Genomic DNA, 15,042 nt, shown 5'->3' with positions numbered 1-15,042 from the left:
GAAGCACTGATTGCCCAAATGCTTCCTCGTCACATGGAAATCATYTTYGAAATCAACCACCGCTTCATGAAGCTGGTTGAGCARACMTGGCCAGGCAACAATGAAGTGAAGCGCAAGCTTTCTATCATTGARGAAGGTCCGCAGCGTATGGTTCGCATGGCTAACCTGTGTGTTGTCGGTACCTACGCGGTAAACGGTGTAGCCGCTCTACACTCTGAGCTGGTTAAACGCGACCTGTTCCCTGAGTTCGACGAGTTGTTCCCGGGCCGCTTGACCAATGTCACGAACGGTGTCACACCGCGTCGCTGGATCAAATACTGTAACCCTGGCCTATCTGCGCTGATCAGCGAGAAGGTGGGTAACGACTGGCCTAACAAACTTGAAAAAATTGCCGGTCTTGAAAAGTTCGCAGAAGATAAAGCGTTCCAGAAACGCTACATGGCAGTGAAAAAAGAGAACAAACAACGTCTGGCTGACTGGGTTAAAGAGAACATGGATATCGAGATTGATACCAATGCTATCTTCGACATTCAGATCAAGCGTCTGCACGAGTACAAGCGTCAGCACCTGAATTTGCTTCACATTCTGTCGCTGTACCACCGTCTGATCAATGATCCGACTTTCGACATGCAACCTCGCGTATTCTTCTTCGGTTCCAAGGCGGCTCCGGGTTATGCGCTGGCAAAAGATATCATCTTTGCTATCAACAAAGTTGCTGAAAAAGTGAACAGCGATTCTCGCCTGGGCGGCAAGCTGAAAGTAGTATTCATTCCTGATTATCGCGTAAGTCTTGCAGAGATCCTGTTCCCGGCTGCTGACGTTTCTGAGCAGATTTCGACTGCTGGTAAAGAAGCATCGGGTACAGGTAACATGAAGTTTGCCCTAAACGGTGCCCTTACTATCGGTACAATGGATGGTGCAAACGTGGAAATGCGCGAAGAAGTTGGTGACGAAAACATCTTCATCTTCGGCTTGCTGGTTGATGAAGTACAGAAACTAAAAGAAGAGGGTTACGACCCTTACCGTTATTACCATGCTGATAGCTTACTACGCGCAGCCCTGGATCTATTGGAAACTGATGAGTTCACACCGGGTAAACCTGGCCAGCTGGCGGCGATTCGCCACAATTTGCTGGACGGTGGTGACCCTTACCTGGTACTGGCTGACTTTGCAGACTACGTGAAAACTCACGAGAAAATCGATGTTGAATACCGTAACCAGGAAAACTGGGCACGCAAAGCAATTCTAAATACTGCATTGATGAGCAAGTTTAGCTCAGACCGTAGTATTAGAGACTACGCCAACAACATCTGGAAGCTAGAACCTGTAAACCGTTAATTCACCCCCTTTGGTGATTTAAAGTCTGAATTTTATCAGCAAAAACCTAACATCGAAGCGGCCGCAAGGCCGCTATCGGAGAGAGCAAAGAGGTGACCATGGAAAGTATTAATCTAATTTCTTCAACAATTCGGCGTGTTGATCATAACATCATTATTGAGCTTGAAGATGGCACACCTTTATTTATCCCTAAATCACATCAAGAAAAGCTAAACAACTTTATTGACCACAAAGTACAATTCGGTATTCGCCCCGAATTTATATCTCTTGCCGACGACACCGATGAGCTTAACATTTGCAACGGGTTGTTAACTTCATTAGATGAATATAATGGTGCTCAGTTGCTGAAGTTTAAGATTGCTAAAGAAGAAGTAAGCTCGCGAGTTACAGACAACAAAATCACATCCAACTATATAGGTAAGAAAATTCGTTTCAATTTCGATACTTTCTTTGGCCATATTTTTGAACAAGAAACACAAGTTAATATCACCTTGTGATTATTGAGATAGACTTTATTTAAATTTGCCATATCGCTCAGTAAAACCTCTTGCATAATTTATCAACAACCGATATTCCGGTTCTGAAAAATCCCCCCTATACAAACAGCTTGTTAAGATTAGATTTGATACACTGTTAGTTATGCTGATTGACCTTGACCACTTCAAAAAGATTAACGATCAATATGGGCATGAACAAGGCAATGCCTCTTATCATGGCATTACCTTTTCCATTGCTCCTTCAAGACACTATCAGGAGGCAGGTTACCTAAGCTTTACTCTCGCACCAGATTTCTCAGCACATATTTTTGTACTTTACCTGTCGAGGTTTTAGGAAGCTGGGTAAAAACTATTTTCTTGGGGGCCTTGAAGTGTGCCATCTGCGAGCGACAAAATTCAATGACTTCTTCCTGGCTCAACACAAACTCTTCTCGAGCTTTGACAAAGGCACATGGTACTTCTCCCCACTTTTCATCAGGCATGGCAATTACGGCCACTTCCTCAATCCCCGGATGGCGGTACAGTACGTCCTCAACCTCAATACTGGAAATGTTCTCGCCACCGGAGATAATAATATCTTTCGAGCGGTCTTTAATTTCAATGTAATTATCCGAGTGCCAGACCGCCAGATCACCAGTTCTGAACCACCCTTCAGCCAATGCCTCGTCAGTGGTTGACGGATTTTTAAGGTAACCTTTCATCACAATGTTACCCCGTAAGAAAATCTCTCCCATGTCGGTACCATCTTTGGCTACCGGCTCCATTGTCACAGGGTTGGCGACCATCAACTCGCCCTGCATCGGCGAGCGCACTCCCTGACGGGCCTTCATACGAGCTTTTTCCTGGCCACTGAGGTTATCCCAGCTTCTTTGCCAGTCACACACTACGCAAGGGCCATAGGTTTCTGTCAGGCCATAAACATGTGTTACTTCTATTCCCATTGTCTCCATGCCTTCAATCACCGAGGCTGGCGGTGCCGATCCTGCTGTCATCGCGTAGACCTGATGGTCAATTCCCTGTTTCATGCCATCGTCTGCATTGTTCATCATATTAAGCACAATCGGCGCGCCACAAAAATGGGTAACCTTATGTTCATGGATAGCTGCAAAAATATCATCGGCTCTAACATGGCGCAGGCTGACACTAACCCCTACCGTTGCTGCAATGGTCCAAGGGAAACACCAGCCATTGCAATGGAACATAGGTAGAGTCCACAAGTAAACCGGGAACTGTCCCATTCCCCATGAAAGGATATTACTTACCGCGTTTAAATGAGCACCACGGTGATGGTAAACGACACCTTTGGGATTACCCGTCGTTCCTGATGTATAGTTTAATGAAATGGCCTGCCACTCATCAGCGGGAGGTCCGTACAAATAGCCCTCATCACCGCCGCAAATGAATTCTTCATAGGTTAGTGGGGAAATCAGTGAGCCCTGTTGGTATAGCGGATCATCAATGGCGATCACTAATGGCTTATGAGCGATCATTTTCAGCGCTTTGTTTACGACGTCGGTGAATTCGCGGTCAACAATGACCACTTTGCTTTCCGCATGCTGAAAAATAAATGCCATTGCATCGGCATCAAGGCGGGTATTGATGGCATTTAGCACAGCTCCTGACATTGGTACCCCGAAATGTGCTTCAAACACCTCAGGAATATTAGGCCCCACCACTGAGACAGTATCACCTTCACGAACCCCCTGTTTGTTAAGTACTGAAGCCAATTGGCGGCAACGTGATTCAGTTTCCTTCCATGTTCGTACAATAGGGCCATGAACAATGGCGGTATAATCCGGATACACACTGGCAGCACGCTCTAAGAAACTAAGCGGGCTGAGGCTTTCATAATTTGCAGGCGTTTTATCGAGGCCAATTTCATAAATATTGTGTTTAGACATAGGTATTCTTCCTTGATAGCCGGCCCCCTAGCCTGGAGCCGGAACTCAAACTAATAGAAAAGGAATAAAAGGTTAGTTTTCTACTATTTCAATAGGCTCTTCTTCGACCGTGTCATTAGCAGTTTGACGCTTGCTACGCCACTCAATAAGAAGGTACAAGACAATACCGGCCAGTAATCCAAAACCCGCACCGTAAACCGCCAACACCACACCCATAGTTCCTGCCACCCCCATCTGGGTGGCATTACGTACCTGCTCAACACCCACCGAAATACACAAGTATCCGGTGATCAGCAAAGTAATAGACAAAGCAATTGGCAATACAGGTTTAAACAAGGTGATCAATGGCAACGCGAACAAGGCCATAAACCCGACAATCCAAAATATCCCGGCTCCGCTATAAATACTGTCCATTGCCTTGCGGCCATGTCGGTAGCGCTCAGCAATTGTCGCCATCGCTCCGGTAAACAACGGCCCGGCTAATCCTGGATACGGGGCAAAAAAGGAGTGGATCAGGTTTCTGAGTGCCGTTACAAGGTGTACCCTGTCAACATTGACCTCGATATGCTCATCAGGTCGTAGGTGATCAACACGATCTAGCAGGCTTTTCCCGACAATAATGTCACCGAACGCGATCACGTAGGCGATTAGAGCCGTTGGCACTGCCAACCAAAGCATTTCCAGCGATGGTAGCCCTACCGTAAAGGGCAAGTAATTGATCATGTCACCAAAGGCCGGGGCAGAAAAACCAAACTCAACCGCTGGCAATGGATATTCACTGACAATCCAGCCCACAGCCATAGCGACCAGTGTGCCGGGAACCATGCCATAACCGGCAATGATCTTGGCCCATTTATGTTTGTTGACATAATCACGGAAATTCAGCGAAAACAAAACGTACGCCGTGACAATAAAACCGATGATTAATGACACGGGCGTATTGGCCAGGCGCCCTCCTTCGCTAATCTCGCCGGTAATAGCTGCGATCCCAGCACCAATTAAGATCCCGGCTTTTATTGAGTCGGGGAACAACTCAACCAGTTTGCTACCCAACCGGGTAATCCCGAGAATAAAGAAAATAGCGGTAACAATCAGTTGCAGTCCCATAAGAGCACGGATTGATTCTGGCCCCGGCTCGAAATTACCCAGAAATAACAGTACAACCGGGATAGCGGGAGTGATCCAGCCAGGAACCATAGGGACCCCCAACAGGTTGGGTAACATAAATCCAATCCCGCATACGACCACATAGGCAAGCGCAACGTCATAGGGCAGACCAAGGTACTTCTCCAGAAGCGGGATCATCGCCATACTTACGACGAACATGATCATGCCTTGGATTGTTTCTGCAAGCTCCCAACGGTAATGAATAAAGGGAAGACGTACTTTAAAGGGCCCTGCTGGCCAGTAAGGTTGTTCTTTTCCATGTGAGCGTTTAATCACCGACATAGTCTCTCCTGTTGTGTTGGCTTATATTATTTACCTCACAACAAGAGCAATGATGATGCCAATGTGAACAAATTGTAAAAACAGATATATCCCCTACTAGATACGATCTGAAAAGCACATCCAAACAAAGATAATAAGACACTGATTAAAAAGAGTTTTAAACCGGCAAAACCATTTTAAAACGATGAGACGAGCCTGTTAAAAGTTGTTATCAGCAAGTAAAAGGCATGATAACCAATCCCTTGGGAGCGCGCGACGATGAGCGCCTAGCGCCCGGCATGAGCGCTTTCCGCTCCTAATCATCATTTAGAGCGCTCGTCTGAGCGCTGCTGCCAGCAACACCCGCTTCTGCTACGTTTTCAATAACATTAGGTAACTCATAGGGCGAGTAGTATTTCCATTTTCCTAATGCCCTTGTAGCCGGAGAATAACGCCCGTCTGCAACGGTCTCTCCTATCGCCTGAACCTGAAGGATGCGATGGGTACGAGGATCAATGACTGACTGAAAGCCTTCTGGGTCTTCAGGTAACGAAAATGAGAGCCCACTAAGTGATAACCGGACTCCTTCAACGGTTTTCTCTGGCGCCTGTTTCCAGGCTGTAGCGAGCGCAGTTATCACGGCATAAGCATCTTGTGCAATGAATGTCGGATAACGCCCGGCCCGGCGGTAAAACTCCCCAACATACTCCCGGTTAGCCTCGGTGGCCGGCCAGTTCACATGTGACCGCGCCGAAAGAACCAACCCTTCAGGAAGGGCGTCACCCAGTCGAGACAGAACATAATAGCCCCCTCCTGTATCAAAATTAACAAACCGGGTCCGACTGAACAGTCCTGCCAACTGAGCCTGCTCAATGAAGCTTACCAAGTCACGAGTCCAATGACCGCTGACCACAATATCCGGAGGATCAGCCAATAAGGCATCAATGTAGCGGCTATAATCTTTCTCGCCATGCAAACTGTAAAACTCATCTTTTACTTGGTAATCCACCTCTAACGTATCGAGCGCTGTCACCATCTTTTGCCAGATCTGATGTCCGTATTCATAGTCAGGGCCGATATAAGAAAGGGTTTTCCACTTCCATTCATCTTTGATGTCTTGAAGGTACCTGGCCCCGGCCCCGCTCGATTGACTGGCATCGTTGTTCAAATGAAAATACCACGGATGAAGTGCATCTTCGGTCAAGCGAGGAGAACTATGCCCGGCACCGAGGAATAAGGTCTGACTTTCAAATGCCAACTTGGAAGTTTCTAGCGCAATATTAGAGTTCACCACGCCGCAAAGCACGTCCACCTGTTCACGTTCAATGAACTGCAGGGCAATCTCCCGCGAACGATATTGCTTCCCCATGGTATCGGCCACGGTAACTCGCATCGTTGGTGCATGAGAATCAGCTTTGAGCTTATCTAGCGCCATTTTAATCGCCACAACCGCATCACTTCCCCAGAGTGCAGATGGCCCGGTAAGCGGATACAAGCAGCCAATATCCAGATCAGCCGTGTCCTTGTCACTGCCAAGTACCACTTCCGCAACTGCCGTTGTACTCCATAACCAACCCAGTACTAACCAATGAGCCCATTTCATGACTGGATCCCCAGCTTTTGCAGGCGGCGTTTAAGGGCATGACGGGAGATCTGTAACAGCTTAGCGGCATTGCCTTTATGACCACCGGTTTCACGTAGCGCATGAAGGATTATTTTCTTTTCCTCATTGGCAAGATGGCTGACGACCGGATTACTAGCCGCCACAGCATCAGAGGCTAATTGCCCACAAGAGGTGACATTGGTTTGGGGTTGGATACTGATATAAGCAGCAGTACTTACCTCTTGCTGGCTGCTCGTTTCATCCCTGACGATCTGCCAGTCTGGCGGTAGCATCTCAGTTGTGATCACCTGCCCGGGATAGAGCACCGACAAACGTTCAATGAAGTTTCTCAACTCACGAATATTGCCCGGCCACGCGTACTGGCAGAAAGCCTTGGTAACAGTCTCTGCAAAGGACAGTGCTTTACCACTAAATCGAAAGCGATCTGCGAAATAGGTCATCAACAGGGGAATATCATCCCGTCGCTCAGACAATGAAGGAATATGTACAGGCATTACATTTAACCGATAGAAGAGATCAGAACGGAACCTTCCCTCTTCCATAGCATTACGAAGATGGAGGTTAGTTGCCGCTATGATCCGCACATCAGCCTGCTTCTCGGTAGCGGAGCCAACCGGACGATAACGCTGGTTCTCCAGAAAAGACAGTAGTTTAGCTTGTGTCGGCAACGTTAGCTCACCCACTTCATCAAGAAATAACGTCCCACCGTCGGCCGCTTCAATCAACCCGCCCCGGCTACGGTGCGCACCGGTATATGCCCCTTTTTCGGCACCAAACAATTCAGCTTCCAGTAAGGCTTCTGGCAAAGCCGCACAATTGACTTCAATAAACGGCTTGTCGCCAAGTTGGCTATGCCTGTGTAGCTCTGATGCGGCCGCCGTTTTACCGGTACCCGACTCCCCCAACAGCAAAATAGTCCTGGTATGGCTGTTGGCAATCAATGTCAGCTCCCGCGCCAGTTTTTCCATTACCGGACTTTGTCCGATTAACCCACTACAGTGACTCGTTACTTGTACATCTGCCAAGCACTGGGAGATACTCTGCCTAAGCTGGGCAACATCGAAGGGCTTAGTTACAAAATCTGAAGCCCCCATTTTCACTGCCTCGACCGCGGTGCTGATATCGCCATGCGCAGACATCATCACTATTTTGCTGTCAGCCAACAATGTGCACAACCGACTCAGCGGCTTAAGATCGTCACTATCTGGCAGCCTTAAATCAAGCAATATCATAAACGGACGCAAGGCATGAGCGACAGCTAACCCATCAGCCGCATCATGGGCAATCGCGATTTCATAGTCCTGACTTTTCAGCGCAATTTTCAATGAACGCGTTAAGTTCACTTCATCATCAATAATTAGCAGTGTTGGTTTCTGGCTCACAAATAAAGTCCTTTTCAAACCTCATAGTAACTGTTGTTCCATGTCCGGGCTTGCTATCAAAACCGAGCTCAGCATGATTTTGCTTCGCCAGGCACAAGGACACCGCCAGCCCCAAGCCTGTCCCTGTTGTCTTGGTGGTATAAAATGGCTCTGTCACCATCGCTAATTGCTTTTCTGTCATACCTTCGCCGGTATCTTTCACCATGACACAAAGGCCTTTTGAACCCACAGTAAACGACATCTTCACTTCACCTCCCGATGAAGTGGCCTCAACCGCATTAATGAGCAAGTTCATTAAGATCTGCTGAAGCTGTCCAGCATCAGCCATCACTGCATAAGGGCAACATTCGTCAGTGTTTAGCGACACCCCTTTATCTTTAGCAAGTGGGGAAACCAGTACATGAAGACGATGCAATAACCCCGACAGTAACACCGGCTCACCATTAGGCTGCGGCGGTAAAGCATAATCCAGTAAGTTACTGATCAAATGATTGATCCGGTCAATTTCCGTCACCATCATGTCGCGCAGCTCCCGGTTATCATCATCCTGCTCCGGTAGTGCTTGAACACACACCTTGATTGTTGCCAGTGGATTGCGAATTTCGTGTGCTATCCCGGTAGCAAACTCACCCCAAACGGCTTTGCGTTCCATATCGCTTTGCGCAATAAGCAGTGCATTCAAGCGGGAGGTCATCTGGTTAAAAGCGGTCGCCAGCAAAGTGATCTCGTCATTGCCCTTCGGGGTGATGCGTGTGTCCCATTGCCCCTGTGAGATTGCATCGGCAGCATGGATCAACGGTACAACCCGTCCCCTGATCCGTAACACGACCAAATAAAAGAAAACACAGACGCCAACCACCGAAAGTATCGCCATCAGAGCAAGCAAAAAACGCTGCTGGTTGGTTCCCAAAGAAGGTAATACACGCGGGATCATCGCCAGCGTCCAACCTTCCCAAAGCGATAACGATATGACCTCCTCAGGTAAACTGTCTCGCCAACGCCCCAATGAATCAAAACATCCCAATGCCTCAACCCAAAGGCATGACTGAGCTCCCCCTTCGGACAAAATCGGTGGTAAATGCTGCGTCAAACTGGCTAGCCGAATCTGAAAAGCAATAAACCCGGGAGACACTTCACCATGTAAATTGGCACTAAGGGGAAAAGCCATAAGGTACCAACCAGATTGTGCCGTAAGCGGTTTTTGCGGCCCTAGCAACAAAGCCTCCCCGTAAGGGAACCGGGGAAGAGTCGCTATGTTAAGATCACCTTCGCCCCAATAAGGATAACCACTGGCACTCTGGCCAGGGAAAGCCCGCTTCAACTGCCAATGGCGGTCAAACAGTATGGCGCCATAAATTTCAGGGCGGTCAATATCAAAATAGATGAGGTTTAATACCTGACGAGGCAGGGTAAGCGCAGGCTCAGGTTGCAACAGTTGATTGATGCCGGGCAGCTCGCTGATTGCCCGCAGTGCATTACGATGCTGGCGCATCATGTATTCCATGCTGCTTTGAGTCTGCTGCAGTTGCAATGTATCCTGCTGCGCATCCATATCTTTAAGCAGGTTCGCTGTCAGGGAATCATATAACACAGCCGTGATCGTTAAAGGAAGAATGGCAACTAATAGAGAAAAGGCCAAATAACGCCTTACCAAGCTATTTTTCCAAAATCCTATTTTAGCTTGCTGGCGCATCATACTACTGACCTCAAACAAAGATGGCTGGTTAGGCTCTCCCTTTACTTTCTAAGAATAACAAGTTGTAAAGTGGGTTGTTATTAGCGATTGGTCTAAGTTCGATTCATTGATTTACCGTGTATCTCTTCACTCAAAGCGAGGATAATTAATATTGGCCTTGCTAGCCTATCCAACACATCAAGATCATCTACTAAGTAATATAACTAACAGCCCTCTTGTCTATTTAAGCTAGTTAACAACAAAGCCTGAAAGTGCTGAGCTTTATATAACTTCTCTCCTCTCAGCTTGTTCACTGAAAATTACTTGGGTTTTATAAAAAAGCAACCACAGACAACGTAAATCACTTGAATGTAAGGAAAAACGAAGAGAGGTCACAAAATAGCGCTTTTACCTAACATTGTGAAAAATTCGTAAAATATTCATTAGTTACATTTCTAACTGTCAGTTCACCTACAAAAAGTGATGGCAGAATCTCTCTGTACAGGTATTTTGTTATTAAATAACGACACTAGTCCTAATTTGTGTGAGCCATTTCAAGTTTGCTATTTTCTCCTCCCTGTTCCTCATCCCCCTACTCCCTATTAGTACGGTGATTTCATTATCAACAGTTTACTTATCATCTTAATAACAACTGATTACTTCTAAACCCATCACTTATTTATTAACGACTAGTGGACTAGGATTGTGACTATAACGACTAAGAAATTTAAATACTCGGCACTTGCGAAAATAATCATACCGCTATGCTCTGCAGCGCTTATTGTAGGCTGTAATGACGATGATTCAGCTGCATCAACGACACCGTTAAACCCAGTTAATCCGGTTACCCCAATTGAACCAAGTGTCTCCCAGCCAACACCTGTTGAGCTCCCAGTGACAATTAAGCTACCAGATGAAGCACCATCGCCGTCTGCAGAACAATTTGTTGTTAGCTATATGGCCAGTTCGACCTCAATAGCTGTGCTGAAGTCAAGTACACCTAAATACTCCAACTGGACGCTAAACTGCAACAGTATTGATTCAATACCAGCAACTGGCTCAGATGAATTTGGTCCTATTTGGGTGGTTAATAAAGATGTTCTCGATTCTTGCAGCGCGCTAGAAATAAAAGATGAAAGCCAATCTACTAAAAGTACATTCTCAGTATCCCAAGCTGATCTCGGTAAAGCGTTTTACGTAGCAGAAAATGATGCCGTAAAGAAAGTTGAAGGTTCGCGCCAAGATGGACTGCTTACAGCAAAAGGGCTGCCTCAGGCAGGAACTGATGTAGTAATGCCAGAAGTCGTCAAGCCAGGGGAGCTTCCAGCACCACCGGAAGGTATGGTTGCGCTACAGCTTTACGACGCAATGGGTGACTACGCTCCATATGAAACTATGAACCTGCACCTTTGGGGAACAGACAAGAACGCTGATAGCGGTTGCTCAGGGTTATCTGATTCGGCGACAAATAGCGATTGGGGTGATACATCGGTGCAACCTGCTGCCAGTGACAAATTCGGCCCTGTTTGGTATCTCCCGGTGCCTGATACTAAATCAGGATGCTTCAAGGTCATTTTCCGCAAAGCTGATAAAAGTAAAATTATTAGCGAAGATATTAAAATCGATATCGCTAAAATGGGTGATAACCGCACCCTGACATTTATTCCTGGTAGCTCAAAAGAGTACGATACTCGAGAAGAAGCCTTTAAACTAGACGGGCCATCATCTAATTTCTCTGTCGATACACTAGGCGCAGTCATGGTAGATGAAAACACCCTGGCATGGAAAGGTGGTGCAAATGCTGACATGGTTCAAATCATGTTCAGCCATGATGGAAAATACAAAGTTCAAGAAAAAACAGAAGGTAACGAAACCAAAAAAGTGGTAACCGGTTCATCTATCGTATTGCAATCTACCACTTTAAATCCAGATCAGCTTGCTAAATACCCTCACCTAAATGGCTACCCTGCGTTCTCAATTCCATCACTGCCTAAAAATATTTCCCTTCAGACTTTGCTAAAAGGCAGTATGGTCGCTATCGCTTCGAACAGTGATGGCGAGCTCCGCGCATCCACCGGGGTTCAATATGCTGGTGCGTTAGACGCATTGTTTGCCCAAGAAGCCACCGAACTTCAATATGGTCCAATCTATAATGATGGCCAAGTCACTTTCCGCCTATGGGCGCCAACAGCCTCTGATGTTAAACTGGTTGTCTATAACAGCGATAAATCAGAAGCTCAACGCATTGCCATGGTTGAGGATAGCAAGTCAGGAAGCTGGAGTGTCGCTCTTGAAAGTGATGCAGTTGATGGAAAGTTCTATCGCTATGCAATGACAGTCTTCCAGCCTCGCAAGCAGCAAGGTTATGGTTATGAGGTTACTGATCCCTATTCTGTCAGCCTTTCAACCAACTCAATTTATAGCCAGGCAATTGACCTCGACTCAGATGAACTCAAACCTAGCGGTTGGGATAGCCTGGAAGCTCCGCACTCACAGAAAGGCAGCGCTCTTTCTGACATGGTGATCTATGAGTCACACGTCCGTGACTTCTCTGCCCTTGATGCCAGCACACAAAATCAAGGCAAATACTTGGCCTTTACCGAGCAAGGTACTGTGCCTGTTGATCATCTCAAGCAACTCAGTGAAGCGGGTATGACCCACCTGCATTTGATGCCGGTATTCGATATAGCAACCATCAACGAAGATCCTAACAAAGTTGCCGATATCGACGAGTCATTCAGCAAGCTATGTGAGGTAAATCCAGCAGTCAAAAAATCTGACTTCTCAAGCTATTGTACAGGTGGCGGCACTATTGCAGACGCCTTTGCTGAGCTTGCGGCAGAAGACAATAAGGATAATGCAAAGGTAGAAGCTCTCAATGAATATGTACGCAGTGTTGATAGCTTCAACTGGGGCTATGACCCATTCCACTACACTGTTCCTGAAGGTTCTTACGCCACCAATGCTGAAGGTACCGCCCGTATTCTAGAATTCCGTAAGATGGTCCAATCTGTCAAGCAAGACATCGGCATGAATGTGGTGGTGGATGTCGTCTACAACCACACCAATGCATCCGGCCTGAACGATAAATCGGTACTCGATAAAGTGGTTCCTCTGTACTACCAGCGTTTGGTTCCTGATACAGGTAGCGTTGAAACGTCAACGTGTTGTGATAACACGGCACCAGAGCATGCCATGTTTGCCAAGCTCATCGACGACTCGGTTCAAACTTGGGTTAAAGCCTATAAGATCGATGCCTTCCGGTGGGATCTGATGGGCCACCACCCTCTTACTCAAATGCAAGGAACACTTGAAGCAGCACGTAAGATCAACGACGAGGTGTACTTCTACGGTGAAGGCTGGAACTTTGGTGAAGTTCAAGATGACAAACGCTTCGTACAAGCTACCCAGAAGAACTTAGGCGGTACGGGTATCGGCTCGTTTTCTGACCGACTACGTGATGCTGTCCGCGGCGGTAGCCCATTCGATGGCGGTGAAGGTATCCGTAAAACGCCTGGCTTTGCGACAGGTGCCTATGTTAAGCATAATGAGCTAGTAAATACTAAGGCTGATGCAAATGAAGATGGTGTTTCTGATGAGCTGGCACGTGCGCTACATCAGACAGATCTGACCCGACTGGGCATGGCGGGTAACCTTAAAGATTTTGAGTTCATTGACTTTGAAGGCAACGCGCTGAAAGGTTCAACCCTGGACTACAACGGTCAGGCAGCAGGCTATGCCGAACAGCCATGGGAAGTGCAGAACTATGTTTCCAAGCATGATAACCAGACACTTTGGGACATCAACATGTACAAGGTCTCTCACGATGTCTCGCTAGAAGATCGTGTCCGTATGCAGGCTATTGGCATGTCAACAGTACTGCTGGGTCAGGCAATGCCATTTAACCACATGGGCGGTGAGCTGCTGCGCTCTAAATCAATGCAGCGAGACTCATATGACTATGGTGATTGGTATAACCGTGTTGACTTTACCCTGAATGACAACAACTGGAACAAGGGGCTTCCTGCAAAAGATAAGGATGCAGCCAACTACGCTGTTATCGAAAGTGTGCTGACAGCAGATGCACAACCATCAGCAACAAACCTTGAGCAGATGTTTGAGTTCTACAAAGAGCTACTACGCCTGCGCAAAGCATCACCTTTGATGACGCTACCTGGTGCTGATGAAATCATGAAGCGCGTTGACTTCCGTAATACGGGTAAAGGTCAAACACCGGGTATGATTGTGATGTCCATTGATAATGGTTCATCGCAAACCACAGATCTCGACAGTGCTCTTGATTCTATTGTTGTCGTGATTAACGCAACACCCAACGAGCAAACGACAGGTAGCTTCCTTAATAGTAACAACGAAGCTATTGCCCTTGCAGGTTTCGAGCTAAGTTCAACCCATAACCAGGCGAACTCTATTGCCGGCAATGCGAGTTTTGCTAATGGCAAGTTCACAGTTCCTGCATGGTCAAGTGCTGTCTTTGTTCAGCCTCGTGGTAACGAACGTGGATTAGGTCTGCCAGTATCGCAGAAAGCAGACATTCCTCCGTTTGAAGCGGCTAAGAAAGTCTATGTCGCAGGTAGTTTCAATGGCTGGAATAAAACGGACACTGAAGCCGCTTATGCAGGCAAAGGTCTTTATAGCGCCACTGTCGGTTTGAGCACTACTGCAGAATACAAGATGACTACGGTTAAAGGTGATGATGTATCTTGGTATGGCTGTAACGGCGAAAACTGTACGGTTACCAAATTAGGTATGTACAAACTATCTTTGGATGCAACCAACCCTGAACAACCTGTTGTTCTTGATGCTGCACTTCAAGACGACTACACAGGTGTTTCTTGGTACATCCCAGGAACTATTTCAGGGGGATGGGAGCATGAAGATACTCGTAATAAGATGACTAAAGTTAACGCTGAACAATTCAGCTTCCCTACACCAAGCTTGAATGCGGGTACAGAGTATGGTTTCAAGTTTACCGGTGGAAGCTGGGAAAAGTTTGAGCATACTGCTAGTGATGTCGTTGCCGCTGAAGGAAGTCTGGCCTTCTCTGGCTCAGACAATATCGAGTTTACTCCGGCTGAAGCTGGCAGCTACCAGGTAAGCTTTAATATTCTGACCAAAGAGGTTGATATTCAAAAGAAATAACTGCTGATTATTAAATCACTGCTTAAAGCGCCAGTTA

General features: G+C 46.9%; 9 protein-coding genes. 4 read left to right on the top strand and 5 right to left on the bottom strand.

The genetic code is table 11. From position 1 onward, the window contains the following. From glgP to L4D19_RS27700, 3 genes are all read left to right on the top strand, one after another. On the top strand, nucleotides 1–1,338 hold a 1,338-nt coding region (gene glgP, locus L4D19_RS27710), incomplete at its 5' end, for a glycogen/starch/alpha-glucan family phosphorylase (RefSeq protein ID WP_428455082.1). 98 nt (nucleotides 1,339–1,436) lie between these two features. Then, the gene (locus tag L4D19_RS27705; RefSeq protein ID WP_428455081.1) at nucleotides 1,437–1,835 is read left to right on the top strand and encodes a hypothetical protein; all 399 of its coding nucleotides are present in this window, start codon (nucleotides 1,437–1,439) and stop codon (nucleotides 1,833–1,835) included. Nucleotides 1,836–1,896: 61 nt separating this feature from the next. After that, a complete protein-coding gene (locus L4D19_RS27700) occupies nucleotides 1,897–2,169 on the top strand; it encodes a diguanylate cyclase domain-containing protein (RefSeq protein WP_428455084.1) in 273 nt (90 codons plus the stop codon). Here L4D19_RS27700 and L4D19_RS27695 read toward each other — a convergent pair. The 5 genes from L4D19_RS27695 to L4D19_RS27675 form a co-directional block, all read right to left on the bottom strand. Then, entirely contained in the window at nucleotides 2,111–3,736 is a 1,626-nt protein-coding gene (locus L4D19_RS27695; protein WP_428455080.1) for an acyl-CoA synthetase, read from the bottom strand. The genes L4D19_RS27700 and L4D19_RS27695 overlap by 59 nt on opposite strands. Nucleotides 3,737–3,808: 72 nt before the next feature. Next, nucleotides 3,809–5,185, bottom strand: a complete 1,377-nt coding sequence (locus tag L4D19_RS27690; protein ID WP_428455079.1) for a solute carrier family 23 protein — start codon at nucleotides 5,183–5,185, stop codon at nucleotides 3,809–3,811. Between the two features lie 295 nt (nucleotides 5,186–5,480). Then, a complete protein-coding gene (locus L4D19_RS27685) occupies nucleotides 5,481–6,767 on the bottom strand; it encodes an ABC transporter substrate-binding protein (RefSeq protein ID WP_428455078.1) in 1,287 nt (428 codons plus the stop codon). Further along, nucleotides 6,764–8,170, bottom strand: coding sequence for a sigma-54-dependent transcriptional regulator (locus tag L4D19_RS27680; protein ID WP_428455077.1), 1,407 nt, complete (start codon nucleotides 8,168–8,170; stop codon nucleotides 6,764–6,766). The genes L4D19_RS27685 and L4D19_RS27680 overlap by 4 nt, the downstream gene beginning before the upstream one ends. Continuing rightward, entirely contained in the window at nucleotides 8,139–9,866 is a 1,728-nt protein-coding gene (locus L4D19_RS27675) for a sensor histidine kinase (RefSeq protein WP_428455076.1), read from the bottom strand. The genes L4D19_RS27680 and L4D19_RS27675 overlap by 32 nt, the downstream gene beginning before the upstream one ends. Before the next feature lie 684 nt (nucleotides 9,867–10,550). On the opposite strand from L4D19_RS27675, the gene pulA reads away from it, so the two are divergent. Beyond that, nucleotides 10,551–15,005: a pullulanase-type alpha-1,6-glucosidase gene (pulA, locus tag L4D19_RS27670; protein ID WP_428455075.1), complete on the top strand. Its 4,455-nt coding sequence runs from the start codon at nucleotides 10,551–10,553 to the stop codon at nucleotides 15,003–15,005. The last annotated feature ends 37 nt before the right edge of the window (nucleotides 15,006–15,042 follow it).

Origin of the sequence: Photobacterium kasasachensis, assembly GCF_050336885.1 — a bacterium.
In the GTDB taxonomy this organism is placed as follows: domain Bacteria; phylum Pseudomonadota; class Gammaproteobacteria; order Enterobacterales; family Vibrionaceae; genus Photobacterium; species Photobacterium kasasachensis.
The sequence above is the reverse complement of the archived record's forward strand: the minus strand, read 5'-3'. Positions and strand labels throughout refer to the sequence as shown.

Bases quoted from the DNA above. Each gene is read 5' to 3' on its own strand.
- L4D19_RS27705 (WP_428455081.1), top strand. From the start codon at position 1,437: ATGGAAAGTATTAATCTAATTTCTTCAACAATTCGGCGTGTTGATCAT.
- L4D19_RS27695 (WP_428455080.1), bottom strand. From the start codon at position 3,736: ATGTCTAAACACAATATTTATGAAATTGGCCTCGATAAAACGCCTGCA.
- L4D19_RS27690 (WP_428455079.1), bottom strand. From the start codon at position 5,185: ATGTCGGTGATTAAACGCTCACATGGAAAAGAACAACCTTACTGGCCA.
- L4D19_RS27685 (WP_428455078.1), bottom strand. From the start codon at position 6,767: ATGAAATGGGCTCATTGGTTAGTACTGGGTTGGTTATGGAGTACAACG.
- L4D19_RS27675 (WP_428455076.1), bottom strand. From the start codon at position 9,866: ATGATGCGCCAGCAAGCTAAAATAGGATTTTGGAAAAATAGCTTGGTA.